Annotated in this window: 17 protein-coding genes; 13 read left to right on the top strand and 4 right to left on the bottom strand. The window is 47.3% G+C overall.

Annotated elements, in window-relative coordinates; all coding sequences use genetic code 11:
- The first annotated feature begins 7 nt into the window (after nt 1–7).
- From TOL_RS18590 to TOL_RS17670, 13 genes are all read left to right on the top strand, one after another.
- A complete protein-coding gene (locus tag TOL_RS18590; protein WP_015488756.1) occupies nt 8–1123 on the top strand; it encodes a uroporphyrinogen-III C-methyltransferase in 1116 nt (371 codons plus the stop codon).
- On the top strand, nt 1120–2292 hold the full coding sequence (locus TOL_RS17725; RefSeq protein ID WP_015488755.1) for a heme biosynthesis HemY N-terminal domain-containing protein: 1173 nt from the start codon (nt 1120–1122) through the stop codon (nt 2290–2292). Before TOL_RS18590 ends, TOL_RS17725 begins: the two co-directional genes overlap by 4 nt.
- Nucleotides 2293–2364: 72 nt before the next feature.
- On the top strand, nt 2365–2805 hold the full coding sequence (locus TOL_RS17720; protein WP_015488754.1) for a hypothetical protein: 441 nt from the start codon (nt 2365–2367) through the stop codon (nt 2803–2805).
- A gap of 188 nt (nt 2806–2993) precedes the next feature.
- The gene (locus TOL_RS17715; RefSeq protein ID WP_015488753.1) at nt 2994–5525 is read left to right on the top strand and encodes a cyclic nucleotide-binding domain-containing protein; all 2532 of its coding nucleotides are present in this window, start codon (nt 2994–2996) and stop codon (nt 5523–5525) included.
- A 1-nt stretch (nt 5526) separates the two neighbouring features.
- The gene (locus TOL_RS17710; protein ID WP_015488752.1) at nt 5527–6408 is read left to right on the top strand and encodes a hypothetical protein; all 882 of its coding nucleotides are present in this window, start codon (nt 5527–5529) and stop codon (nt 6406–6408) included.
- Nucleotides 6409–6414: 6 nt separating this feature from the next.
- Nucleotides 6415–8142, top strand: coding sequence for a cytochrome c3 family protein (locus TOL_RS17705; RefSeq protein ID WP_015488751.1), 1728 nt, complete (start codon nt 6415–6417; stop codon nt 8140–8142).
- Entirely contained in the window at nt 8135–10204 is a 2070-nt protein-coding gene (locus TOL_RS17700; protein WP_015488750.1) for a heme-binding protein, read from the top strand. The genes TOL_RS17705 and TOL_RS17700 overlap by 8 nt, the downstream gene beginning before the upstream one ends.
- 1 nt (nt 10205) lies before the next feature.
- Entirely contained in the window at nt 10206–12047 is a 1842-nt protein-coding gene (locus TOL_RS17695) for a hypothetical protein (RefSeq protein ID WP_144055399.1), read from the top strand.
- A 46-nt stretch (nt 12048–12093) separates the two neighbouring features.
- The gene (locus TOL_RS17690; RefSeq protein ID WP_015488748.1) at nt 12094–15855 is read left to right on the top strand and encodes an LVIVD repeat-containing protein; all 3762 of its coding nucleotides are present in this window, start codon (nt 12094–12096) and stop codon (nt 15853–15855) included.
- A 13-nt stretch (nt 15856–15868) separates the two neighbouring features.
- Complete coding sequence (locus tag TOL_RS17685; protein ID WP_015488747.1) at nt 15869–17164, top strand: multiheme c-type cytochrome; 1296 nt, start codon at nt 15869–15871, stop codon at nt 17162–17164.
- Between the two features lies 1 nt (nt 17165).
- Nucleotides 17166–17582, top strand: a complete 417-nt coding sequence (locus TOL_RS17680; protein WP_015488746.1) for an FHA domain-containing protein — start codon at nt 17166–17168, stop codon at nt 17580–17582.
- Between the two features lie 53 nt (nt 17583–17635).
- Nucleotides 17636–18499, top strand: a complete 864-nt coding sequence (locus TOL_RS17675; RefSeq protein WP_015488745.1) for an MBL fold metallo-hydrolase — start codon at nt 17636–17638, stop codon at nt 18497–18499.
- Nucleotides 18500–18509: 10 nt separating this feature from the next.
- Nucleotides 18510–20759: a CHASE2 domain-containing protein gene (locus TOL_RS17670; protein WP_015488744.1), complete on the top strand. Its 2250-nt coding sequence runs from the start codon at nt 18510–18512 to the stop codon at nt 20757–20759.
- An 86-nt stretch (nt 20760–20845) separates the two neighbouring features.
- On the opposite strand, the gene TOL_RS17665 is transcribed toward TOL_RS17670, so the two are convergent.
- The 4 genes from TOL_RS17665 to TOL_RS17650 form a co-directional block, all read right to left on the bottom strand.
- Nucleotides 20846–22579 carry a PKD domain-containing protein gene (locus tag TOL_RS17665; RefSeq protein WP_144055398.1) on the bottom strand — a complete coding sequence of 578 codons (1734 nt, stop codon included), beginning with the start codon at nt 22577–22579 and terminating at the stop codon, nt 20846–20848.
- Nucleotides 22580–22646: 67 nt separating this feature from the next.
- Entirely contained in the window at nt 22647–23504 is an 858-nt protein-coding gene (locus TOL_RS18585; protein ID WP_015488742.1) for a FecR family protein, read from the bottom strand.
- Between the two features lie 9 nt (nt 23505–23513).
- The gene (locus TOL_RS17655) at nt 23514–24845 is read right to left on the bottom strand and encodes a tetratricopeptide repeat protein (RefSeq protein ID WP_015488741.1); all 1332 of its coding nucleotides are present in this window, start codon (nt 24843–24845) and stop codon (nt 23514–23516) included.
- Nucleotides 24846–25127: 282 nt separating this feature from the next.
- Nucleotides 25128–25964, bottom strand: a complete 837-nt coding sequence (locus TOL_RS17650; protein ID WP_015488740.1) for a mechanosensitive ion channel family protein — start codon at nt 25962–25964, stop codon at nt 25128–25130.
- Nucleotides 25965–26010: the final 46 nt, after the last annotated feature.

The following is a 26010-nucleotide window of genomic DNA, read 5'->3' as shown; positions in this document are numbered from 1 at the left end:
AAACACTGTGAGTAACGAACCACAAGGCGAGATCGTGGAAACTAAGGTCTCAAAAGCAGCAAAAGAAAAAAAGCCAGCGACTGAGAAGCGCAGCGCTCATCCTTTGTCTTGGATTAATTTGGTCCTGATGTTGGTTCTTATCGCCATTATGGGGTTTGCTGTTTGGCTGGGTTGGCAGCAACAACAAAGCACCACGGCAGAAGTTGCGGTGTTGCGTGATCATCTTAATACGGCGTTGCAAACACTCGATCAAACATCTGCGCGTGAAAATGATTTAATGGGTCGCGCCGAGTCGTTGGCAAAATCATCACAGCAGTTACAAGAACAAGTTGCACATAACACCGATCGTTTAGGTAAGTTGCCAGGTGCTGAGCGCCAAGACTGGTTGCTCGCTGAAGCAGAATATCTGTTGCGTTTAGCCAATCAGCGTTTGCAACTAGAGCGTGATTGGGATGGTGCTTTGAGCATGCTGAGCGCTGCGGATAATGTACTGCTGGAAACTCGCAATCCACGTATGGATAAAGTACGCGCGCTTATTGCTCGTGAGATTTTAGCCTTGCGTGCGGTACCGGCGATTGATCGCGTTGGTGCGATTTTGCGTATTCAGGCATTACAGGAACAAGTAACTAGCTTGCCATGGATGCCAGAAAAACTAATTGCTGAGCCGCAAACGCAAGATGTCGCACCGATTCCTTTAGAAGAACAAACTTGGTACTGGAACGCTTGGCGTTACGTTAAAGACAACGTGACTCGCATGGTTCGTATTCGTGAGCGTACCGCGCCTATTGCTGCGCCGCTAACCCCCGACCAGCAGTACTATTTACAGCAAAATATGCGCTTGATGCTGGAACAAGCTCAGGTTGCTTTGTTGCGTGAACAAACCGATTTGTATCAACACAGCTTGAAGCGTGTGCACCAATGGTTGGATGAATATCTAATGATGTCAGATGAGCGTACGCGTGCCGCTTATGCTGCGTTGACTGAGCTGCAGGCTTGGAACGCTGCGCCAGCGCGTCCAGATATTTCTGCTTCATTGTTAGAGCTGCAAACCTTAGTAGAACAGCAACGTCGCGGCACTGTGATACCAGCGGCAGCGGTAAAAGCCGAGGAGGGAACTGAATGATCCTTCTTGTTCCGCTAATCCTGTTTGTTGCCGCGGCTGGGTTATTGGCCGGTGCGTTCTATTATATTGATGCAGGCTATGTATTACTGAGCTTTTACAACTACACCTTAGAAACCAGCTTATGGTTGTTCTTGGTGTTATTAGCTGGCGGTTTGATTGCGCTTTATTGGACCATTCGTTTTATTTTGATCGTATTGCAGAGCGATGGTCGCTTTAACTCATGGCGTCGTCATCGTCGCAGTGTGAGTGCGCGTCATCAAACTACGCGTGGCTTATTATCTCTGGCTCAAGGGCAGTGGCGTCGAGCCGAGCGTCAGTTAAGCGGCAGCGCCAAAGATGCCGATCAGCCGATGATTAACTATCTTGCTGCCGCACGTGCGGCTTACGAGCAAGGCAAAACTGAAGCAACGGATGAATGGTTAAAAGCCGCGAGTAAGAGCACTAAAGGTTCTGAGCTAGCCGTGGGTATTACCCAAGTTCAATTACTGCAATCACGTAAGCAGCATGAGCAAGCGTTAGCCGTATTATTGCAGTTGCGTCAAAAGCATCCGCGTCATGCGTACGTTCTTAAATTGATTGTTAAAACCTACCAAGATCTTGAAGACTGGGTAGCTCTTAATGATTTACTGCCGACCTTGAAAAAAGCGACCAAAATTCCAGCTGACGATTTAAAGAAGCTGGAAGAAAATGTCAGCCTGCAACTATTGGATCGCGCTAAGAATACGCAAGGCGGTAATTTAACCTCAACGTTTGAGTCTATCGCTCGTGACACGCGTTATACCTTCCCGGTGATGAAACGCTACATTGATTTGCTGTTAGAAACCGATCAAGAAAGCAAAGCGGAAGAAGCCCTGCGCACCGGTTTGAAATACGTATGGCATGACGAGTTGATTGAAATATATGGTCGTCTTAAAAGTACCGATGCTAACAAGCAGCTTTTGTTTGCTGAGCAACAAGTACAAGAACGACCTAATGACCCAGTGCTGTTATTGGTGCTTGGACGATTGGCACTACGAGTAAACAACGTTGAAAAAGCGCGCGAGTATCTGCAAACAGGACTACGCATTAAAGGGTTGCCCGAACTGCATGCTGAAATGGGTAAAGTTATGCTGGCCGAAGGGGATGAAACCTTAGCCTGCGAACACTTCCAGCTAGCTTTAGGCCATTGATAGAATAGCCACATCACATAGTCCTGCTGAATAAATATAATAAATCAGCAGGGCTAGCAGAGATTTATTGCCATGACACAAATCCGCACCGCGTTAGCCGATTACCTTACGATTCTCACCAGCTTGTCGACCATATTAACCGGCCTCTATGCAATTTATAGCGGCGGTTCGCTATTGGATAACTCATCACAACAGGGCTACTGGGATGGGTATTTACGACATGCTATCGCCGTGGCGATTACTACGATGGCCTTGTATTTCTTTTTAGATCAGTCGGTAAAAGTTGCCCGACGTATTGTTGAATCAGGCTCAAGTGCTCTGCCTAAATGGCTGGTGTATGGGTTGTTCTACTTTGGCGGCATGATCTTTTTCACAGTATTTCAGATCGTATTGCAGTCAAATATGTTTGATGAAGTACAGTTGTCGTACTTCATTGTTCCGCTGATTATTTGGTTGTCCGTCACTATTCCTCTAATGCTTGCTTCTCGTTCGGGGCGGCGCTCACGTCGTTAGCCGTGGCGATATGGTCATAGGCGCCAAAATTGTTATTAAGTAGACGCCCCTACCGACCTTTGTTAGCCTACGCCCTTCGCGCTTTACATAAAATTACGATCTATAGTGATTGAGCGCGCTAGTGTGCTATGCGCATAACCAAACAGCGATAAATAATAACGATAACAGTACAGGGCTTGGAGCTTCACATGAGCAAATATCATATTGTTATTATTGGCTCTGGGCCTGCAGGGCTTAGTGCCGCTGCCCGTGCTGCCTATCACGATCAGCAGGCGGGCCGAACTGAACCCAGTTATGTCTTGCTAGAAGGCTTTTCTCGAATTTCTAAGACGATTGATGAATACCAGAAAGGTAAGCATGTTATGGCTGAGCCTGGTTTCATTGATTTGCGCAGTGATCTCAATTTCGAAATTAACACCCGCGAACGCATTCTCGATGAGTGGAATCGTGGCGTACAAGAATCCAAGGTTAATATCCGCTACAACGCCGAAGTTGTTAGCGTAGAAGGCACTCAAGGTGACTTCACCATCAACTTGAAAAATGGTGAAAAAATCTCTGCTGAGTTTGTGGTGTTGGGGATCGGCTTGCAGGGTAATCCACGTAAGCTCGGCGTTGCTGGTGAGGATTTACCTGATGTCGCTTATACCCTATCGGATCCCGATGAATTTAAAGAGCAAACCATCGTTGTGATTGGTGCTGGTGATGCCGCCATCGAAAACGCTTTGGCGTTAGCCCGTAATAACAAAGTATATATTGTTAACCGTCGTTCGGAATTCTCGCGTGCAAAAGAAGGCAATCTGAATGCGGTGCTGGCAGCGATTAACAACAAGCGCTTGGACTTTTCCTGTATTTACGATGCGGGCGTTAGCGAAGTTCGCGAATACACCCAAGACGGCTGTAAGCTGCAGATTGATTTGAAAACCCCTGATGGTCTAAAAACCATCAGCTGTCATCGTGTGATTGGCCGTTTGGGGGCAATCGCGCCGCGCGATTTCGTCGAAAAATGCGGGATTACTTTTCCAAGCGATAAGCCGGATGCGATTCCGGTGCTGTCGTCGAAATACGAATCCAACGTTCCAGGCTTATACATTATTGGTGCCTTGGCCGGTTATCCGCTAATTAAGCAGGCGATGAACCAAGGCTACGACGTTATTGAGTTTATTCTTGGTAATAATATTCGCCCGGTGGATCATGAGTTATTAGCCGCCCGCTTTGCCTTGCTACCTTACCATCGTGATGTTGAAGAGGTGATCGAACTGCTGCAGCAGCAGATCCCTATGTTCCGGCAGATGAACGCCCTGCTGCTGCGCGAATTACTCAACGAAAGTGATTTGCACGTTAGCTTCCCCAAAGCTGAGATGGCAGAAGCGCAGCGCTCGTTGGATCAGCTTGTGCGCAACGATACTCGCGGTCGATTGCGCCCTTCTATCGCGGTGATGGAGGGTGATTTTCTCTTCCGTAACGAAGACTACTCCAATACCTTCTATACCATTCTCGAAGGCGAAGTGGATATTCGTGTTAAGAACAAAGAAGGTAAGTATCTCACCTTCACGTTAGGCCCTGGTCAGTTCTTTGGTGAGATGAGTCTGATTTCTGGTCGTCCGCGTAACGGTGATGCCATCGCCAAGAAAGACTGCATATTATTAGAAACCCCTCGTCGTACCATGCTCAAACTGGTCAACTCGAATGATGAAATTCGTTTGGGAATCGACTGGGTGTTCATTACCCGTGCACTGCAAGGTTTCTTTGCGCCGCGCGGCAACGTGTTTGATATTCGTCAAATTGCGCATGCAACTAAGCTCAATCGTTACGTCAAAGGTGACCACCTCTACAAAGAGGGTGAGAAGGGCGACAAGCTGTTTTTGATTCGTAGCGGCACGGTGAATTTGCAGAAGAACATTGGCGGGGTCCCCATCAGCTTGAGTCAGGCGAAAACGGCTCAAGTGATTGGCGAAATGGCCTTACTCGGTAGCCCTTTGCGCCATGAGTCAGCAATTGCCGTCAGCCAAGTTGAAACCATCGAATTATCGCAAGATGCGTTAAACGCCCTCTTTGCCCAAGACGAGGTGGGTCGTACAAAAGTCGAAGAAGCCGCTGCTCAGCGCCTACTCACGAATACCGATGTGCAAACCTATAATCAGCGTAATAACCGCGTTTCCTTCTTAATGGATCAAGGTTTGGGTGAAGCGACCAATGCGTTAGTGATTGATACTAAGTTGTGTGTCGGCTGCGACAACTGTGAGGTGGCCTGTGCCGAAACTCACGGTGGTATTTCTCGTTTAAATCGCAAAGCTGGCGTTGGCTTTGCCGATTTGCAGGTGCCGGTGGCTTGTCGTCACTGCGAAATTCCCCATTGCATGAAAGATTGCCCAGCTAATGCCATTCACCGTGCCCCAAGTGGTGAAGTTTTTATTGATGACTCATGTATTGGTTGTGGTAACTGCGAAAGTAACTGTGTCTATGACGTTATTCATATGGCGTATCCACAGCGCGAGAAAAACAGCGTTTGGTCGTGGATGTTTTTAGGCTTAGGTAGCCGTCCGGGTGAGAAACCCGTTGATAAGAAGAAGCAGGCCAGTGAAGCGCAGGGTAAAAAAGCGGTTAAATGCGATTCCTGCAAAGACCTTTCTGGAGGTCCTGCATGCGTGCGTTCGTGCCCTACCGGTGCAGCAAAACGTATTTCTCCCGATCAGTTTATCGACATTCTGAAGGTGCAATAACGTGGCGCTGAATAAGAACATTCTGTTATTTAACAACTCCATGTACGGCAAAATCGCTTTAGGGTTGGGGATTGTCTGTAGCGGCATTTACATGACGTCAGAAAACCCTGCCAATGGCGGTACGTGGCAGGGATATACCTTAGGTACGCTGGGTGCGCTGATTATTGTTTGGCTAACCTTGCTCGGTATTCGTAAGCGTAGCTATCGCTCATCGTTAGGCACAGTGCAAGGCTGGACGTCGGCTCACGTGTATTTGGGCTTAGTGCTTCTGCTAATTGGCACTCTACATTGCGGTTATCAGTTTGGTTGGAATATTCATACGCTCGCATACGTACTGATGGTCATCGTCATCGTCAGTGGTATGTACGGTTTATGGCTGTATTTAATGCTGCCAAGCGCGATGGAAAGTAACCGTAAAAATCTATCGCGTGAAAATATGCTGCGTCAGTTCGATAGCTTTAATCAGGAAGCTGTGATCATTGCCGCTGACCTGCCCATTGAAATTCAAAATGCCGTCGGCTCGGCGATAAAGCACACCACATTAGGTGGCGGCACCTTAGCGCAAATTCGCGCTAAGGATTCGTCGCGCGTGTCGTTAGATGCGACTGCGCCATTAAATTTGGTTGATAACCGCGATCAAAAAGCACTGCTTTCTTATATTGCCCATGAGTTGCCTAAACCAAAGCACAGTGTCGAGCAGCACGAGAAGTTACAAGCCTTATTGGATGTACTCAGTCAGCGTAAAACCTTGCTGAATAGTTTACGCCTCGACATGCACTGGCAGACTCTGCTGCATGTCTGGTTGGTCGTTCATATCCCCTTCAGCATTGCGCTATTGGGAGTGTTAACCGCACATATTATTAGTGTGTTTTTTTACTGGTAATAGCCAATGAAACTCGTTTTAGAAGTCAGTACCGGTGAAGAAGCCATTGTTCGTGAGTGGGACGGTAAAGTCCTTAGCATAGGTCGTTCGCCTCATAGTGATGTGCAATTGTTTGGCCCAGGTGTGGCCGAGCATCACGTGCGTATAATCGCTGATGGCGACGGTTTGCGTTTAGAGTGTCCGATGAATACCTCGGTCGTGATGAACGACGAGACTGTGCGCAAAGCGAAATTATCGGTCGGGAATAGCTTTTATATCGACAGTCATAAAGTTTCTATTATGGCGTCTGGCGATAGCGCGATCACCGCTAAAGTGCGCATCCTGCAATACGACGATGTCAGTAAAATTCCAACGGCGACAACGCCGGATAATATTTCTGCTCGCTCTACTAAGTCGCGTAAACGACTGTGGAGCTATGGCCTTTTAGCGGTTGGTCTTTTGGTGAGTTTGGTTTTACCAATGCTGTCGTCGTTTGATTCAAAAGCGAAACTGGTATTTGAAGAATACGGTTTGCCCTCGGACACCATTTGGACATCGGGAGATTTAGCCTCGGCGCACAATATTCCAGGTATTGCTAACGAGTGTAAGGTTTGCCACGAAAGCCCCTTTGTATCGGTGCGCGATTCGGTTTGTTTAACCTGTCACCAAGAATTACCGGCACACGGCAATAACGATATTCATATGCAAGTGGGAGAAGATCCGCGTAAGTGTTTGAGCTGCCATAAAGAGCATAACGAGCCTTCTACGCTGGTCCATACCGACAATGCTTTCTGCACCGATTGTCATGCCGATGTAATGGATTGGGCGGACAACAAAAAATCGCTACCACCGGTACTTGGCTTCTCTGCTAAGGGTCACCCAGAGTTCAAGTTGCAGTACTTAACGCCGCAAAATACAGCCACTGGAGTCGATTGGCAGAACATCACTCACGGCACTTCTGAAATGCTGGCAGAAAGCTCTAACCTTAAATTTCCACACGATTTGCATTTAGGTGGCGATAAAGTTCAGCGCGATGATGGTAATGCGTTGGAATGTTCCGACTGCCACTCGTTAGATAAAAATGGCGAGCACTTTGTCCCGATTACTATGGATAGATCTTGCCGCTCATGTCATGCCTTGGAATTTGATATTCAAGCTAAGGGACGTGAATTGCATCATGGCGAGCCGGAGCTGGTATTACAGCAATTGACCGAATATTTTGCACTGCAATACGCAGATCCAGCGTTACGTGCGGAGCGTGAGCAAGATAGTCGCCGCTTGCCGACTATCGCATCTATGTCGGCAGTGGATCGTGATTCCTGCAAAGGTAACGCGATTGACTGCGCGCGCAAGGCTGCGCTGCTAGAGGCTGAAACTCAGTTCGAGCGCACCGGCTGTGCTGTCTGCCATATGATCACCAAAGACGAGAGTAAACCGCTCGCTGACCGTTGGCATGTAGAGCCGATTCAATTACAAGACAACTGGTATAACGCGCGTTTCGATCATACCGTGCATATGGTCGGTGATGAAAAAAGCGAAACAGCGATGTGTATCACCTGCCATAAGGCAGATGTGTCATCGGCAAGTGCCGATGTGCTGATTCCCGGTATTGGTAAGTGCGTACAGTGCCATACCGATGCCCGTGAAGCAGTGACTAAAAAACAAGTATCCAGTAGCTGTATTGATTGCCATAGCTTCCACATTCCCGGTAAGCCGATGATGCTTGATGCATATCTAGGGCGGCTCCATGACTGAGCAAAGTTTGCGTTTTAAATCCAAGCCACTAATCCGGTTAGTGCAACAGCTTGCACTGACTGGCGCAGTATCCTGTGTTGCGCTTGGCATAGTGTCGTGCGGTGGTGGTAAGAGTGCGGATTCTAGTGGTATTGGCGCTGGCGATGTTTCTTGTGCGGGCAATTGCCAAGCCGACAAGCTCAATAGTTTAAGTATTGCCGATGTTGAAACGGTCATTGCCCAAGCGGTGAATGAAGCCAAGGCGCGCAACGCTAAGGCTACCATTGCGGTAGTCGACCGTGTAGGCAATGTGCTCGGTGTCTATCGTATGACAGACGCTGACAAACAGTTAAAAATTAGCACGACAGCCGACACAGAAACTGCAATTGATGGCGGCCTAGAGCAGCTTATTTTACCTGATGGTGCTGATGCCCTCGCGGCTATCGCAAAAGCGGTGACTGGCGCCTATTTAGCCACCGAAGGTAATGGCTTTAGTACGCGCACGGCAGGACAAATTATTCAGGATCATTTCAACCCGGGCGAACGCAATCAACCGGGCGGTCCTTTGTTTGGTGTGCAGTTTAGCCAGCTCGCCTGCTCCGATTTCTCCCAACGCGATTTAGGTACGGGCGTCACTGGCCCTGGGCCGCATCGTTCGCCGCTCGGCTTGTCTGCTGACCCTGGTGGTTTTCCGCTCTATAAAGACGGGGTCGCGGTTGGCGGCGTTGGTGTGATCAGTGACGGCCGCTACAGCCTTGATAAAAACCTATTGGATGTCGATAGCGATCAAGACGAACTGATTGCTTTGGCGGCGTCGTTTGGTTACCAGCCACCGCTCAATCGTCGTGCGGATCGCATTACGGTTGATGGTAAGACGTTACGCTTTGCCGATGTCGATAATATCGATTTGGAGTCAGCGCCCGATGGTTCCAATACGTATGCGGCATTAACCGCCGCTGATGGTGATCTGATTAGCGTGACGGGTTACATCACCACTGCGGCAATTCGTGCTGGTACCGTGTTTGGCCAAGCGGACTCCGGCATTCGTGCCGATGCTGGGCTTTATGCCGGGCAAGATGCTTTTGTGTTTGTTGATGGCGCAAATACTAACCGCTATCCACCGATTGCTGGTACTGCTGTGGCTGAGCCGGGCACTGCGGTCTTGTCAGCTAATGAAGTACAAACCGTCATGACCGAAGCATTGGCCGTTGCCAATAGTGCGCGTGCGCAAATTCGGCAGCCATTAAGCACGCAAGCACGAGTGACGGTAAGCGTGGTCGATACTCAGGGCAATGTGTTGGCCATGGCACAAACCCGTGATGCGCCGGTATTTGGTATTGAAGTCTCGTTGCAAAAAGCGCGTACAGCGGCCTTCTTTTCGTCGCCAGATGCAGCCGATTTTTTAGGTGATGCTGGCCTTGCGAAGACGCAGTATTTTAATTCTGACTTAACTGCAGATCGCCAAATAAATATCGGCGATTACTTAACCGATTTACGCACCTTTACTGCAAATAGTAATGCGTTGGCGGATGGCACTGCCTTCTCGGATCGCGCCGGTGGTAATTTATCGCGCCCATTTTATCCCGATGGTATTGAATCAAATCCTAACGGCCCATTGAGTAAGCCAAGTGGCGAGTGGAGTCCGTTTTCAACGGGCTTACAGCTCGATTTAGTGATGAACGGCATAGTGCAGCATTTATTTCATGTGCTGGCCGGAACCCCTGAAGTCGGTCAAACCTGTGTCGGTTTAGATATTAGCGATTTAAACAGCGTGGTCGAAACGGCTAGCAGTAATCGCCTAGCGAATGGTATTCAGATTTTCCCCGGCAGTGTGCCGATTTATCGTGGCGATGTGCTGGTGGGTGGTATTGGTGTATCTGGTGACGGTGTCGATCAAGATGACATGATCGCCTTTTTAGGTTTGCACAATGCGTCGCAAGCGTTGAATGGCTCAATTAATAATGCCCCCAGCGCGATTCGTGCCGATAACCTGAAACCTAAAGGCGAACACCTGCGTTTTATTCAGTGCCCGCAAGCGCCATTCTTAAATTCTGATAGCCAGAATGTGTGTCAGGGGAAGTGATATGAAACATATTATTTTCTCGCCATCGTGCTTTAACTTGTTAAAAACGAGCCTGTTGGTGTTCTCCATGAGTGCGTTTTTACCGTTAAGCGCACAAGCCGACGTTTCTAATGCAGAAGCATCTGGGGCAGACGTTATTTGTGGCCCCGATGCGAATAGTCAGCGTCGTCTACCGGGAATCGCTAACAGCGATTGTATTGCGCTAGAAAAAGATCCGGAAAATGTAAAAGCGTTACCGGAAAAAAGCTCGCCAACCCCGCGCCCTGTATTACTTGATTATGAAAATAAAATCATAGGTTTTGATGACCGCTGGCGTATTGTGGAACTGGTAGGCTACGAAGAGAACTTACTTGATCCGTATAATCGTAATGTATTAAAAGCTGACCGGCCTTTGTATGACGATTGGTTTTTTAATATCTCGATTGTTTCTGATACTTTCTACGAAAACCGTCGCGTACCTACGCCGGTGGGTTTGCAGAGTACACGCAACAGCGGCGATTTAGGCGTCTTCGGCTCCAGTTATCAGCAAGCCTTGATCGAAAATTTATTATTTGAATTTGTCTATTACAAGGGTGATACCACCTTTCGTCCACCCGATTATGAATTCCGTTTTATTCCAGTTATTAACTACAACGCTACTTATCTCGATGAGATTTTAGGCGTCAATGTTGATCCTGCCGATAACACGACGCGCTATGAAGACTTTATTGGTATTCAAGGTCTGTTTGTCGATAAGCACTTGCGTAACGTCAGTGATAATTTTGACTTCGATAGTTTACGCGTCGGTATTCAGCCGTTTAACTCAGATTTTCGGGGTTTCTTATTTCAAGACAGCCCGTTCGGTGTGCGCTTGTTTGGCAACCGCAGCAACAATATCTTTCAATACAACTTGGCTTGGTTTCGCCGGTTAGAAAAAGATATTAACAGTGGCTTAAATGACGTTCGACGTACCCTGCGCGATGACGATATTTTTGTTGCAAACCTCTACTGGCAAGATATGCCAGTGTTAGGATTCTTTAGCCAAGCGACGATTATTCATAACCGCAATGGCGAAGAAGATAATAATCGTTACGATGAAAACGGCTTTATTCAACGCCCGGCTTCTTTAGGTGGCGAGCGCCCGAAAAGCTACGAAGTTACTTATTTTGGCTATAACGGTGATGGTCATATTGGCCGCTTGAACTTGACGGTGTCGGCGTATCAGGCGATCGGCACAATAAGAAACGATGTCTTTAGTCAGCGCGATGCCGATATTAATGCACAGTTTTTTGCCGCTGAATTATCCCGTGATTATAGTTGGGCGCGTTATCGCTTGTCGGTAATGTACGGTAGTGGTGATAGTGATCCGTATGATGATGTGGCCGAAGGCTTCGACGCCATCTTTGAAAATCCACAATTTGCTGGAGCGGATACTAGTTATTGGATGCGCCAAGGCGTGCCGTTAATTGCCGGTGGTAAAGTGGCAATTAGCAGTCGCAATGGCTTACTCAATTCATTACGCACCTCAAAAGAACAAGGCCAGTCAAACTTCACCAACCCCGGTATTCGTTTGCTGGGGGCCGGAGCTGATTGGGATCTGCTACCAGAGCTGCGCGTGTCGTTTAACGTCAACCGCTTATGGTTTGACGACACCACCGTTATTGAAGTGGCACGTAATCAAGGCGATATCGATACGCACATTGGCGACGATGTCTCCGTCGCCATTATTTATCGCCCATTTATGAGTCAAAACATTGTTGCGCGGGCGTCCTACGCCAAGCTGTTTGCCGGTCAGGGATATAAAGACTTATTCCCCGATGAAGATCCGCATTCCTTGCTGTTAAACCTGACGCTCTCTTATTAATGCTTATGTTTAGATTCACTCGCACTGACACCGGAATGCTTAACCAATGAAACGATTTATTCATTACTTACTACTGCTCAGTGCGTTGATCGCAGCTACCGCATATGCGTCTGAAAAGGCACATAAAGTCGAGCGTGACTATGATTTCTATCCGCCTGCTCCTGCATTCCAAACCCAGGATGTGGCCGATGAAAAAAGTGCCGGTTGTATGAGTTGTCATACCGAAACTGATAGCAAAAACATGCACAGTAATTCAGCGGTTGTTCTTGGCTGTACGGATTGTCATGGTGGTAATGCCAGTGTGAAAATCGAAGCGGGTATGACGCGAAAAACAGACGGCTACTTTGCCAAGATGGAGCAAGCACACGTATTACCGACGCTGCCCGATGCGTGGTTATATCCAAGCAGTGCGAACCCTGAAATTAGTTATACCTTGCTGAACAAAGAAAGCCCTGAATTTATTCGCTTTATGAACCCGTCGGATTACCGCATCGTCGAAGATGCTTGCGGTAGCTGTCACCAAAAAGAAATTGAAGCCTCTAAACGCAGCCTACATGCCACCGGCGCTATGCTGTGGGGTGGTGCGTCTTACAATAATGGTATTTTACCGTTCAAAAATTATATCTTAGGCGAGGCTTACACCCGCGATGGCAAAGCGGCTGCGATTCAAGGGCCGATTAAACCGGACGCGGCGATGACAGAGCAAGGTGTGATTGATACCTTGTATCCACTGCCCGCTTGGGAAACGGTCAAACCCGGCGATATTTTCCGCGTATTCGAACGCGGTGGTCGTAACATTACCAACCTATTTCCAGAAACCGGCATCCCCAATTCGCTCGGCGTATTGCAGCGTTTAGAAGAACCGGGTCGTCCGGATTTTCGTCAGTCGAATCGCGGGCCGGGTACTGGGCAGCGTATTTCGGTGCCATTGATTAACATTACGAAAACCCGCTTAAATGATCCTTTGTTATGGTTTATGGGCACCAACGACCAACCGGGCGACTATCGTAATTCGGGTTGTGCTTCATGCCATGTGGTTTATGCCAATGACCGTGATCCGCGTCACTCGGGTTTTTATGCTCAGCATGGGCATGAAGGTAAAAGCATCAGTAAAGATCCGACCATCTCTAAAACAGAATCGGGTCATCCGTTGCAGCACACCTTTAGTAATGCCATTCCAACCAGTCAGTGCATGATCTGCCATATGCATCAGCCGAATATGTTTATGAATACCTACTTGGGTTACACCATGTGGGATTACGAATCTGATGCGCCCTCTATGTGGCCAGAAAAACAGAAGTACCCGACGGAAGAAGAAAAACACAATGTTTATGAGCACAACCCAGAAGGCGCTGCCGCACGGGGTAAATGGGGTGACCGTGAGTTCTTGAAGAATGTATCGGATTTAAATCCAGAATTAAAAGATACCCAGTTTGCCGATTACCACGGTCACGGCTGGAATTTCCGTGCGATTTTTAAACGTGATCGTAAAGGTAACCTGTTGGATGCCGAAGGCGAAAAAGTCTCGGATGAAGATCCCGAGAAATTCGATAAAGCGGTGCATATGTCATCTGTGCATTTGGATGTCGGCATGCATTGTGTGGACTGCCACTTTTCCCAAGACGGTCACGGCAATGGACACTTGCAAGGTGAAGTTGCACTGGCGGTAGAGATCGACTGCCAAGACTGTCACGGTAATGCCGATTCTTATCCTAACTTGACGACGTCAGGCCCGGCGAAATTAGAAAATGGTCGTGACTTAACGTTATTGCGCACGCCTGATGGCCGTAAACGGTTTGAATGGATTAATGGCAAGTTATTCCAGCGCGCCTCGCTTGATCCCAACAAAGAATGGGAATTGTCCTTAGTTAAAGATTCGGTAACCCTCGGCAACGCGCACTACAACGAAAAAGCCGCACGTGCGAAATTGATGAGCAAAGACACCGATAACTTAAGTTGGGGCGAATTTGTACCGACCAATAATCGTGCGCATCAAGATAGCGAGATGGAGTGTTACAGCTGTCATACGTCTTGGACTACCAGCTGCGGCGGCTGTCATTTACCGATTCAAGCGAACCAGAAAACCGAGCGTCATCATTACGAAGGCGGCGAGTCGCGTAACTATGCAACCTATAATCCACAGGTCGCGCGCGATCAGATCTTTATGCTGGGGCGTCGTGGTGATCGCAAAGGCGGGAAAATAGCCCCAGTACGATCAACCTCAGCCTTGGTGTTGTCGTCTACTAACTCGAACCGCGAAAATACTTATATTCAGCAGCCACCGATTTCGTCGAGTGGTTACAGCTCGCAGGCAATGAATCCGCATTTCCCGCATACCGTGCGTAAAACCGAAACGAAAGACTGCCAAGATTGCCATGTATCGGACTCCAACGATAACAACGCCATTATGTCGCAACTGTTAATGTTTGGTACTAACTACATTAACTTCGTCGGTAAGTATGCTTGGGTTGGCTCTGAAAATGCGGTGAATGCCGTCGATGTGACTGAGTGGGAAGAACCGCAAGCAGTACGCGGCAGTTACTTACAGAAATACGCTTACCCTGATTTTTATCAAGCGCACTTAGATAAAGGCGGCGAGTTAACGGCACATACGCATTCGGCTGGTGAGGTCGGTTGTTTGCAAATGCGTGGCGAGTATTTATTCGTGGCGGAAGGCAAGGAAGGGTTTAGTGTTTATGACATCGCCAGTATTGATAATAAAGGCGTATCACAGCGCATTATTACCGCCCCATTTAGCCCACTCGGCCACGATGCCCATATTGATAGTAAAGATGCTTCTTGCATGACCATGCCATCCATGACGCAGCCGATTGCTTATGAGCGTAATGACAGTGAATTAATGCGGGTAACGAACAAAGAAACCCCAATGCATCCAATTCATAAATACGCCTTTATTACCGACCGTGAAGAAGGTTTGATTTTGGTTGATATCAACACCTTTGCCGATGGTGAGCCGCGCAATAACCAACTTGAGCGCGCGCTTACTTGGAATCCGGGCGGTGTGTTGAAGGGTGCGAATCACATTACGATGGGCGGTTATTACGCCTATATCAGCACGCCGATTGGTGTTTTAGTGGTGAACCTAAACGAGCCGTTAAAACCGAAATTAGAATCTATTATTTCGGTTAAAGACGCCCGTGCGACCGCACTGCAATTCCGTTATTTGTACGTTACGACGGCAGAAGGTGTACAGGTCGTTGATGTGACGGATGTTAAGAATCCGCATCTGCTACCTACTAAGATCGAACTTGCTGATGCACAGCGTATTTATTTAGCGCGTACTTATGCCTATGTTGCGGCAGGTAAAGATGGTTTGGTGATTCTCGATATTGAACAGGCCGACCAACCTAAGGTGTATCAGACATTCAATGCTGACGGCGAGCTTAAAGATGCGCGTGATGTCATTGTCGCAACCACCAATGCTTCTCTGTTTGCTTATGTGGCTGATGGAGTTGGTGGTTTAAAAGTCTTGCAGCTGACATCACCCGAAATCCAGCCCAAGTTTTATGGGTTTAGCCCTGAGCCTAACCCCCATTTGATTGCTCATTATCAAACCTCTAAACCGGCACTGAGTTTGTCGCGTGGTTTAGCGCGTGATCGCGGTGTGGATGAAACCGGCGAGCAGATTTCTGTCTTTGGTCGTTTAGGTTCACGACCGTTGAACCTAGAAGAAATGAAACGACTGTATCTTAACCCGAATGGTAAGCCTTGGACTGTGCCGGTCGATTCCAGCACGTTAAAGCGCTCCGACAGCTATGTGAAGGGCGATAGGCACTCGAATGATTAAGCAGGTAATGATAATGAATAAAGGGTTACTGCCTATTATTTTTGCGTTTTTCATCTGCGCCGCATCTGCGGTGCAGGCGCTACCGCAAAACGATGAGCGTGTGCACGAAGGCGTTGCCTCGTGTGCTAATTCCGTTTGTCATGGCCGCGCTGCGCCGAAAGATGGCTCGGACGTGAACCTCAATGAATACCGTATCTGGTTAAAAAATGATGCGCATTCATTAGCCTATAAAGTGCTGCTCAACGATAAATCTAAAATGATCGCTGCAAATTTAGGTTTGCCTGATGCGCATACCGCCAAAATTTGTTTGGACTGTCATGCCGACAATGTTGCGCCAGAATATCGCGGCGCAAAATTCCAAATTAGCGATGGTGTCGGTTGTGAGTCTTGTCACGGTGGTTCGCAGAATTGGTTGGCAACACATACTGGTAAGGACGCAACCCATCCGCAAAACCTAGCGAACGGCTTGTATGCCTTGACTGATCCCGATGCAAAAGCTGGTTTATGCTTATCGTGTCATCAAGGCACCAAAGATAAATTAGCGACCCATAAAATCATGGGGGCAGGCCATCCGCGCTTACGCTTTGATATGGCGGTGTTTTCGGCGAATCAGCCGCGCCACTATGATCTTGATGCTGATTACTTTGCGCGCGGAAAATCCGAGCTAGCGCCTGCTGATGCATGGTTATCTGGCTTAACTAATGCGGCAATCGGTAGTTTAGAGTTGATCGAGGACCATTTTGATCGTGGCCAGGTTTTTCCTGAGTTAGCCTTGTTTGATTGTCATAGCTGTCATCATGGTATGAACGATAAACGCTGGAACGCAAATAGCACGCTGGCACCTGGCTCAGTAAGGTTAAATTTGAGCCAAGTTCGCTTGCTCGCTGATGTTATTGCCCCCTTAGATTTGTTTTCTAGTGGTGAGCTTACCTCTATGCGTACTGCAATTAATGCTGTTAATAGCGGTTCGCAGGCATCAGTCACACAAGTTAAAGCCGGTGCTGCTGCGTTAACCTTGCAGTTACGCAGTATTAAAGCCGTACTTGCAGAGGCCTCATTGGACGCTGTAGCTTGGGCTGCAATTCGTGAGAATATGTTGAAGCAGGCCGCGCGCGGTGCTTACTCTGATTTCATCATGGCTGAGCAAATGTTTTTGGCGTTAGATACTTTAAATATGGCCATTAATCCGAATGGTACGTATCAGCGCGAAGTGGATGCTATTTTCGCCACGGTAAAAGATGAAAGCCATTTTTCGCCAGCAAATTTTAAACAAGCGTCTCAACAATTTTATCAACGCTTAGGTAAGTGACATGAGTGACGTCGTTGAAGATAACAATATTGGTGGCGCATGGACTTTGCCGGTGTCGCCGAAACCGCCCGAGGTGCTTCCTCGTATTGCCGATGCAGAAGTTGCCCGCCTAAAGGGTGCTACTGGTGGCGCAGCAATTGTTTTGCTATCAGATATGCCCGTAGATAATAAATTGTTAGATATGCCCAGTGATGGGTCTTATGTTGTTGGTTCAGCCGCCACTACAGATTTAATCATTAATCACGAATCGGTGGGAGCTGAGCATTTCGAACTCGTTGCTAATGAAGGGCAATACAAAGTCACCAACCTAGCATTACTACAAGGAACTTGGGTTAACGAAAAACGAATCCGCAGCCAAAAACTGGTGAATAAAGACATTATTCGCAGTGGTTGCGTTGAATTTGTGTTTTTAACCTGAGTTGTAATTATGTCTATGCTGCAGGACGGTAGAACATTGATTGAGCCATTGATATGAAAATTACCTTCTATGGAGTCAGAGGCTCGATCGCTGTTTCTGGGCGAGACTTCGTGAAGTACGGTGGCAATACATCTTGTGTGCATGTCGAGTTAGATTGTGGTCGTCATTTGGTCTTTGACGCAGGTACGGGATTGCAGAATTTAGGTAAGAAAATTCGTAAGACCAAGGACTCTATTTATTTATTACTGAGTCATCATCACCTCGATCATATTCAGGGATTTCCATTTTTCGATCCTATTTATTCATCCAGCGCTGATATTCATTTATTGATGCCAGCGGTATCGGAAGGCGAGGTTTTTCCTTTGCTCGGGCAGATGGGCGGACGTACATTTCCGGTACCTTACCAAAATTTGGCGTCACGCATTACGACCTCCCCTTTGCTTGAGTGCAGTGACTACGATTTCTTGCACTCCACTCGATTATCGACCTTGTCGCTAAATCATCCTGGCAGTGGCTTGGCTTATAAGTTAGAAGCCGATGGTGCAACGGTTGCGTATGTCACTGACAATGAGCTTTTTCCGCCGGGTACACCGCTTAATCATTACGACCAATGGGTTAAGTTTTTGCATGGTGTTGATGTGCTTATTCATGATGCGCAGTACACCGATGATGATATGCCACACAAGCATGGTTGGGGACACTCAACGATTAAGCAGGTTATGCAGCTGGCCAAAGATGCAGAAGTAAAACATTTAGCTTTATTTCACCATGATCAGGAACGAACAGACTATCAGCTGGATGCGATTGCCAAAGAATGTAGTGAGCAGTTACATGCTAACAATAAAGAAACGAGCTGTTTTTGCACATTTGAAGGGATGGCATTGAGGCTGGATAAAAACGGATTAAATTCGCTATGAAAAACCTCCTATGATTCGCTCTCTTTTTCGGATTACGCGTTTGTCGCGATTATGGCGCATGATTCCACATGGCTATCGCTCTTGGTCGCTAAATCTATTCATCTTTGCTTTATTAGTGCTTTTGTTTCAATGGAGCATTCAGCCGGGTAAGTCGGATTCTATTATTCATCGCATGAACGGCATGCTATACGATGTGCGTTTATCAACCATGATGGATGACAGCATGGAAGCCGGTACGACCGCGATCGTAGTGGTTGATATCGACGAGAAAAGCTTACAGCAATATGGTCGCTGGCCTTGGAGTCGCGAAACAATTGTAAGTTTGCTGCAGCATATTAAGGCGCAAGGCGCATTAATTACCGCATTCGATATTGTCTTTTCTGAGCCAGAACGAAACTTGATCGAGCGCATTCGGGAGCGACCGGAATCAGCGCCAATTCAGGATTTTTTACAAACATTAGAAGCGGATTACGATTTCGACGGTAAGCTCGCACAGCAGTTTACTGAGCAAGATGTCATCCTCGGGTATTTATTTCTTAATGCCGAAGCCGATAGAACAGGTTATTTACCGGCATCTCCGTTTGCAGCATCTAGTTTATATCAAGCTATGCCGGTGCAGAGTTTTGCAGGCTATGCCGCGCCACTAGAGATGTTTGTTGAAAGTGCGCTGGGCAGTGGTTACGTCACTATCCAACCGGATGTTGATGGTATTATCCGCCGGGCCCCTCTGATACTGAAACACGATGACGTCTTGTATCCATCACTGGCTCTAGAGACGGCTCGGCAATTTTTACTGGCCGAGCACATGAACATTAAAAGCGCCAATGTGAATGGTGTCGAAAGCATTGTAAACATTAGTCTAGATAACGTTGTGATCCCGACCAACGAATTTGGTGAGGCTGCTGTTCCTTATCGTGGCGGAGCTAAGAGTTTTCCCTATATTTCTGCGGCTGATATTTTAAATGGCGAAGAAATTCCCGAGCTAGCCGATTCTATTGTACTGGTAGGCACGTCGGCAGTTGGCTTAGCAGATTTACGTTCAACGCCATTACAGCCCTTTTATCCTGGGGTTGAAATTCATGCCAACATCATCGACGCCATCGTTAATGAGCGCCCCTTCCCGTATCAACCGGATTGGTTTTCAGGTGCCTCGGTACTCGTAATGTTGCTGTCTACGTTGATTTTAACCTATGCCTTGCCACGTCTTGGCGCATTAATGATGCCCTTGGTTAGTTTTACCTTGTTGGGCGCATTAATCGGCTTTAATTTTTACAGCTGGAAATATTGGAGCTTAGATTTACCCTTATTTATACCGGCGTTGTTGGTCGTGGTCATTTCTCTTAAAGAAATTGCCGGTGGATTTTTAGGTGAACAATCACAACGCAAAATGATTAAGGGGCACTTTGATAAATACGTGCCGCCGGCTCACATCGAACGCATGATGAGCAACCCTGATGGCGTTAACCTTGATGGTGAAAAGAAAGAAATGTCGGTGTTGTTTTCTGATATTCGTAGTTTCACCACAATTTCGGAAAAACTCAGCACGCAAGAACTTAAACTATTGCTTAACCTCTATTTCACCCCGATTACCGGCATTATTTTTGATAACCAAGGTACGGTGGATAAGTTTGTTGGCGATATGGTGATGGCGTTTTGGAATGCACCACTGGATGTGGAGGATCATGCCCATTATGCGATCAAAGCGGCGATGGAAATGCTGAAGAAAACTGAAGACTTGCGTGCTGATTTCGCTCAGCGTGGTTTGCCCCCCGTATTTATTGGTGTCGGTGTTAATACTGGCGAAATGAACGTTGGTGACATGGGTTCTGACACCCGCCGCAATTATACGGTACTGGGTGATGCGGTAAACTTGGGCGCCCGCCTTGAAGGTTTAACCAAGTTTTATGGTGCCGATTTATTAGTGGGTGAAAGCACTCGTGCCGTTGCTCCTAAATGGCTCTATCGTCATATGGATCGCGTGGCAGTGAAGGGTAAAGAAAAACCGGTTGATATCTACGAGCCGCAAATTGAGCTGGCGTTAGCGCCTGCCGAATTAATCGCGAAGTGTGAACGCCATGAAGAGGCGATGGAATATTACATATCCGGCGATTTTGCCCAGAGCTTAGCGATTTTTACAGAGCTAGGACAACAGTATCCTAAGGATAAAATTTATCTATTATTTCTTGAACGCATTACTGTGCTTATGGAGAGCGACCTGCCAGATGACTGGCATGGTGTTTATATTCATACGTCTAAGTAATCGTTTACATTTAGATTGGCTGTGTAGAAGACAATAAAAAACGGGCCTATGGGGCCCGTTTTTTATTTATCGTCGGAACATTGCCATTATGGTGGTGATGACAAGGTGAACGATTCGCTGGTGAATCCACTAAGGTCGATTTCATTGGTTACTGTTAGGAAAACATCGAATACGCCTGTTGTACCTGGGTCCCATTCAATGGTGGCTGTACCGTCGCCATTATCGGTGAGGAAGACCAGATTTGGATCTGATACTTCCCAGCTATAGGAGAGTACCCCTCCCTGCGAATCGGAACTGCCAGTGCCATCTACGACCATTCCTCCAGAAAAGGTATTTATTATCCCACTTGCAGGCGTGAACATGGCTGTTGGCTCAGCGACAATGCTAATGATCATAGTATCGGTATCAATAGCACCTTGGTCATCGGTGACTTGAAGTTGCATTTCAATATCGCCAATAAATCCTTCGATCCAATCCACTTCGATGTACAGCGGGCCTTCGAGTTCGGTGAAAGAAACGTCAGTGCCGAGTGCAGCGCTATTTACAATCGTCCAGCTGTAATCAACGATGTTGCCATCCACATCGAAACTATCGAACGCATCTAGATAGGTAAAGCCATCCAAACTGCCAAATGTGGTGGGGCCTTCAGTAAAGATCACCGCCGTCGGCGCTTGATTTGGTGGCGGAGTAACCGTGATGACGATAGTGTCTGTGCCAACGCCACCCTCGTTATCGGTAACAGTTAATTCAAATTCGATAGGACCCGTATATCCAGGGCCAACTTCAATAACATAAGAGCCTGGGGTCTGGCCTTCATAGAAAAACAGTAGCTCTTGAGTATTGCCGCTGAGAAGACTCCACTGATAACTATTGATCGTGCCATCTTCGTCATAACTTGCCGCACCATCTAAATTTAGAATCAAAGGCATTGGACTTTGCTGTGGATCAACGGCGAGGTTTTCAATGCTGAAATCGTTGCCCGCAACAGCAATTGGCGCGACATTCGGAATGTCGGTGTAGAGTAGGTTAATGGTTAGGTCGGTTGATTCCGTATTGCCGCCTTCATCGGTCAGTGTTAAACGCAGTACTAGGCTGTCTTCTGTGCCATCAACAATGTTTGGATCGGTTGCGCGGAAATAATTTAACGTGGTGATATCACCGCTGGCGGATTGTGCTGTTTGCTGGCCAACTTCATCAAACAGTTCTGCAGTTGCTCCCGCTAATACGGGGCCACTAACAATGCTCCAGCTATAAGTGCTGATAGCACCTGAACTTGAAGTCGCTGATAACGGTAGTATCAATGAGGACTCTAGATTTAGTCCTGTAAGATCAAGCAGGTATTGTCCGCTCAGCTCATCGACACCCAAATTACCAGCATCGGCGGTAATAACAGGAATCAAGGCTGGTAATATATCTTCAAGCGTCAGTGCTACTGTGTAGCGTTCTCCGGCAACTACATCCGTTAATGTGACGGTCCCTTGTGACAAGGCTTGGCCGAAAGCATCGAAGGCAACAACGGTAATGTCGTAACTGCCAGGGATTAGACGTAAAACAACGGTCGGATCTGCGGCGGTTAACGTAGCTTCTTGGGTTTCTTGTGTAGCTTGCGACACGACAGTGATTTGCAGGCTAGCAATGGTTTGCGTCGCTGAGGTCGTGCGGGGTGCAACGACGCTTAACGATAAATCCGCTGCGCGCGTCGGTGCCGCATTAACAGTACTGTCGGTACTTGAAGATGTATTGTTGTCGCCGCCACACGCGGCAAGAGCTAGGGATAAGCAAAGCAATAAAAGGCCTTTAATTCCCAGAGAACTCTTCATGTTCGAAACATATTTCATGACTAAAATCTCGTGAATACTGGGTAATCACACATATCGGCAATGTGCATTAATTAATAATTTCGTTGAAGTCTAAAACAACTTCGGCTTCCGAAGCTGCGGCATCAGGCTCTTGTGTTGTAGGATCGTCAGTGACTATAGGGTCCTGAGAATCCGCAAAGGCTTCGGCATTATTTTCTAATGGCTCTTCTGGCTTTTCCGTCACGTTGAAGGAGTCAATACTGCTTAGGCGCTCTAGGGCATCGGCTACTTCACTGGTTTCGACAGCCCCCGATTCGATTAAACGTTCGATATCCGCTTTGCTTAAACTGTGACCTTCAGAAAACTCAGGGGGGATCGTTTCGTAATACGTAATGTTGCCGCCAGCATCTATGGATGCGAACGAATACTCAGCGGCAGCGCCTAGCTCGATGGTGCCTTGCGATGTTTCGGCGGCGATCGTGCCTTCGTAAACACCGAGTAGCAATTTACCATCGGCAGTAATACGGACTTCGTAATGGGTACCACGAATACCGATTGAGCCAACCGGTGTATCCAGTTTGTATTGGGTATGGTCGGCTTTACCAACTTGACCTGAAATAGTACGTAGACCACCTTTTAATAACTTCATGGCGACCGCGTCTTCTTCCGCTTCTTGGTATTTATATTCCAATACCTGCCATTCGCTGTTTTCGGTCAACGCAATCATAGCGCCATCTTTCATACGAAACTGTGCGCGTGAATCTGGGCCTGTAGTGACTAAGTCTGTTTCAAAAATCTTAGTGCGGCGTTTAACTTCGCGTCCGTCAGAGCCTTGTTGAGTTGCTGTCACAGCACCGCTGGCAACTAACGTAATACCAGCATCTGCCAATGCTAAATTTGGCAGGGCGAATAGGATGGGTAAAAGTAAACCGGTTAGATATTTCATCACTCTTCCTTAAAACTGGTAGCCGAAGCCGACACGAACGAAGTTACGTTGATAGTCGAAAAAATCTATGTTGCTGGCACCATCAATGAAGCGGTACATGGCATTGATGTTGGACGCACGTCCGATTTGCCATTCGTGCTTGAGCGTTGCGTAAAACAAGCTACTTTGACGTCGTTCATTGCTGGTAGAGAAATCATCTTGATATTGATAGTTCTGATACGAAGTGCTTAGCGATGTGCTATTACCATTTTGGTAGTGATAACTAAGATCGTAGGTTAGGCCAATAGCATTACGAGCATACTGCTCGCCTTCCGTTTGCATTGCCCACTCAGTGGAGGCCAATATGTTAGCGGCATGGTGCCAAGCTGATGGTGCATACCCCAGTCGAAACCCAACCATTGCGCGCACTCGTTCTTGGGTGCTGTCGTCAAATGTTAGGTGAGTTAAACGCGAGATGATTTGTGGGCGTAGCGTTTTGTTTTCTTTATCGAGATCAACAAGGCCAGACAAAGACGTTACGAGGCGACTGAAATCACCATCAATTAATAGCGGTCGTAGTTCGCCGGAGAGTGTTACCGGGAATTTTAAATCACGGAATGTGTAAACATTACGGACGGTGAATTCAGTTTGCTGCTGGCCGTCGTAGTAGCCGCGATGCCATAAGCGCAGATTGAGCGCGCTTTTCTTGCTGAATCGATACGTACCGTCAACGGCTAGATCATTGAAGAAGCTGTCTTGTTTGCGACGGTCATTGCTTACGGTTAACTGCGAACCATTGAACTCAACGGTGCTGCTGTCTAAACCCAGATTGTAATTGTCATCATAGCCGGCACCTACCTCAACGGCGGCCTCCCAAGCGCTTCCATGAGTTTGATTAGTAAGCTGTTGTAACTGCGCATCAGCAACTTCAACTAGCTCTTCATCGCTGGCTTGTTCACGCACGTAAGCCAGTTCATAAGTAGCCGCATCGACATTACCGATTTCAACGTAAGTTGCCGCCAGTAACATATGTGCTTTGTAATCATTGGGATCGTTTAATACTACGCGCTCGAGCGCAAAGGCCGCTTGATCATATTTCTGGTTGAAATAGGCGATACGACCATACGTATAGTCAAAACAGATGTCGCCTTCATGTTCGCTGCGGTAGCTTTCTGCCAAGCTCATTGCATTGACATAGTCGCCAGAGCGCACTTTTTCGTTCATTTGGGCGTAATCAATAACCTCTGAAGCCACACTCAAATTTGCGCTGGCTCCGAACACAATAACGGCTATTGTCGAGCCGAGGCGTGTTTGTTGTTTATACATGCTTTGCTTAAGGCGGCTATAAGCGGAAAAGCCCATCGTATGGTCCTTCTTATTTGGATAGTGCGGAATAAAACACTCGTACTAATCCCACGACTGCGCGGGCTGATATTTGAGTGGCACGACTATAACATAGTGATTTTTGTTGGCACACGGCAAAACCTGCATTTACATATACATTGCTTTACGTTCGTTCACCATAAGTTGCAATGCGATTACCTTGTATATCTTGCCTGAGCTGTCTTTTTTATAGAAAAGGCTGAGTTTTTCCCAAAAAAAAGGAGGCCGAAGCCTCCTGTTTTATTAAGCGAATTACCAGTATTAGGCAGCGCTTTCTGTCTTCTCGAAATGAACGCTCATTTGCGGGAACGGAATTTCAATCCCTTCTTCGTCGAAGCGCAGTTTGATCTTCTCGGTCAGATCCCACTTAACTGTCCAGTAGTCGGCGGCGTTAACCCAAGGACGCACGACAAAGTTAACAGAAGAATCGGCTAGTTCTGATACAGCGATCTTTGGTGCGGGATCTTTTAGCACTAGCTCATGGCCGTTAACCATTTCTTCAAGAATGGCTTTGGCTTTTAGTAAGTCACTACCGTAACCAATACCTACAACCATATCGACACGACGTGTTGCTTGCTCAGAGAAGTTGATCATAGTGTTACCAAAAACACTGCCATTCGGTACGGTAATCACTTTGTTGTCAGGTGATTTTAAGCGCGTGCTGAGGATAGTGATTTGTTCTACAGAACCACCAACACCGTTGATTTCAACATAATCGCCGACTTTGAATGGGCGGAACAAAATCAACATCACCCCTGCAGCAAAGTGGCTAAGTGAATCTTTTAGAGCCAAACCAACGGCTAAACCTGCCGCACCTAACAAGGCAACGAGTGATGTGGTGTCTAAGCCAAGTTTTGATAGCGCAAAAACGAGTACAAGCAGTAGTAATACGCTGCGCAGAATACCGGATAAGAAATTGACCAAAATAGGATCAAGTTTGGCGGTCGTCATTACTTTGCTCACACCATTAGTAATCATACCAACAGCAATTCGACCAATAATAAAGATCAATAGGGCTAGAATGATTTGGGTGCCCCACGGTAAAACGTAATCGGCCCACAGTAGTTCAGGATTCAGGTTTAGGCTTTCTAGGTTCATTGGCGATCCTTCTTTAGGTTATTAAAATTCGATTAAGCAAATTACC

The organism is Thalassolituus oleivorans MIL-1 (assembly GCF_000355675.1).
GTDB classification, from domain to species: Bacteria; Pseudomonadota; Gammaproteobacteria; order Pseudomonadales; family Oceanobacteraceae; genus Thalassolituus; species Thalassolituus oleivorans.
Note: the sequence above shows the minus strand (reverse complement) of the source record. Positions and strands in the feature narration are given on the sequence as shown.

Excerpts from the sequence above, each read along its gene's own strand:
- TOL_RS17690 (WP_015488748.1), top strand. The coding sequence starts at position 12,094 with ATGAAACGATTTATTCATTACTTACTACTGCTCAGTGCGTTGATCGCA.
- TOL_RS17725 (WP_015488755.1), top strand. The coding sequence starts at position 1,120 with ATGATCCTTCTTGTTCCGCTAATCCTGTTTGTTGCCGCGGCTGGGTTA.
- TOL_RS17655 (WP_015488741.1), bottom strand. The coding sequence starts at position 24,845 with ATGGGCTTTTCCGCTTATAGCCGCCTTAAGCAAAGCATGTATAAACAA.
- TOL_RS17720 (WP_015488754.1), top strand. The coding sequence starts at position 2,365 with ATGACACAAATCCGCACCGCGTTAGCCGATTACCTTACGATTCTCACC.
- TOL_RS17680 (WP_015488746.1), top strand. The coding sequence starts at position 17,166 with ATGAGTGACGTCGTTGAAGATAACAATATTGGTGGCGCATGGACTTTG.
- TOL_RS17665 (WP_144055398.1), bottom strand. The coding sequence starts at position 22,579 with ATGAAGAGTTCTCTGGGAATTAAAGGCCTTTTATTGCTTTGCTTATCC.
- TOL_RS17700 (WP_015488750.1), top strand. The coding sequence starts at position 8,135 with ATGACTGAGCAAAGTTTGCGTTTTAAATCCAAGCCACTAATCCGGTTA.
- TOL_RS17715 (WP_015488753.1), top strand. The coding sequence starts at position 2,994 with ATGAGCAAATATCATATTGTTATTATTGGCTCTGGGCCTGCAGGGCTT.
- TOL_RS17675 (WP_015488745.1), top strand. The coding sequence starts at position 17,636 with ATGAAAATTACCTTCTATGGAGTCAGAGGCTCGATCGCTGTTTCTGGG.
- TOL_RS17705 (WP_015488751.1), top strand. The coding sequence starts at position 6,415 with ATGAAACTCGTTTTAGAAGTCAGTACCGGTGAAGAAGCCATTGTTCGT.
- TOL_RS17695 (WP_144055399.1), top strand. The coding sequence starts at position 10,206 with ATGAAACATATTATTTTCTCGCCATCGTGCTTTAACTTGTTAAAAACG.
- TOL_RS17685 (WP_015488747.1), top strand. The coding sequence starts at position 15,869 with ATGAATAAAGGGTTACTGCCTATTATTTTTGCGTTTTTCATCTGCGCC.
- TOL_RS17650 (WP_015488740.1), bottom strand. The coding sequence starts at position 25,964 with ATGAACCTAGAAAGCCTAAACCTGAATCCTGAACTACTGTGGGCCGAT.
- TOL_RS18585 (WP_015488742.1), bottom strand. The coding sequence starts at position 23,504 with ATGAAATATCTAACCGGTTTACTTTTACCCATCCTATTCGCCCTGCCA.
- TOL_RS17670 (WP_015488744.1), top strand. The coding sequence starts at position 18,510 with ATGATTCGCTCTCTTTTTCGGATTACGCGTTTGTCGCGATTATGGCGC.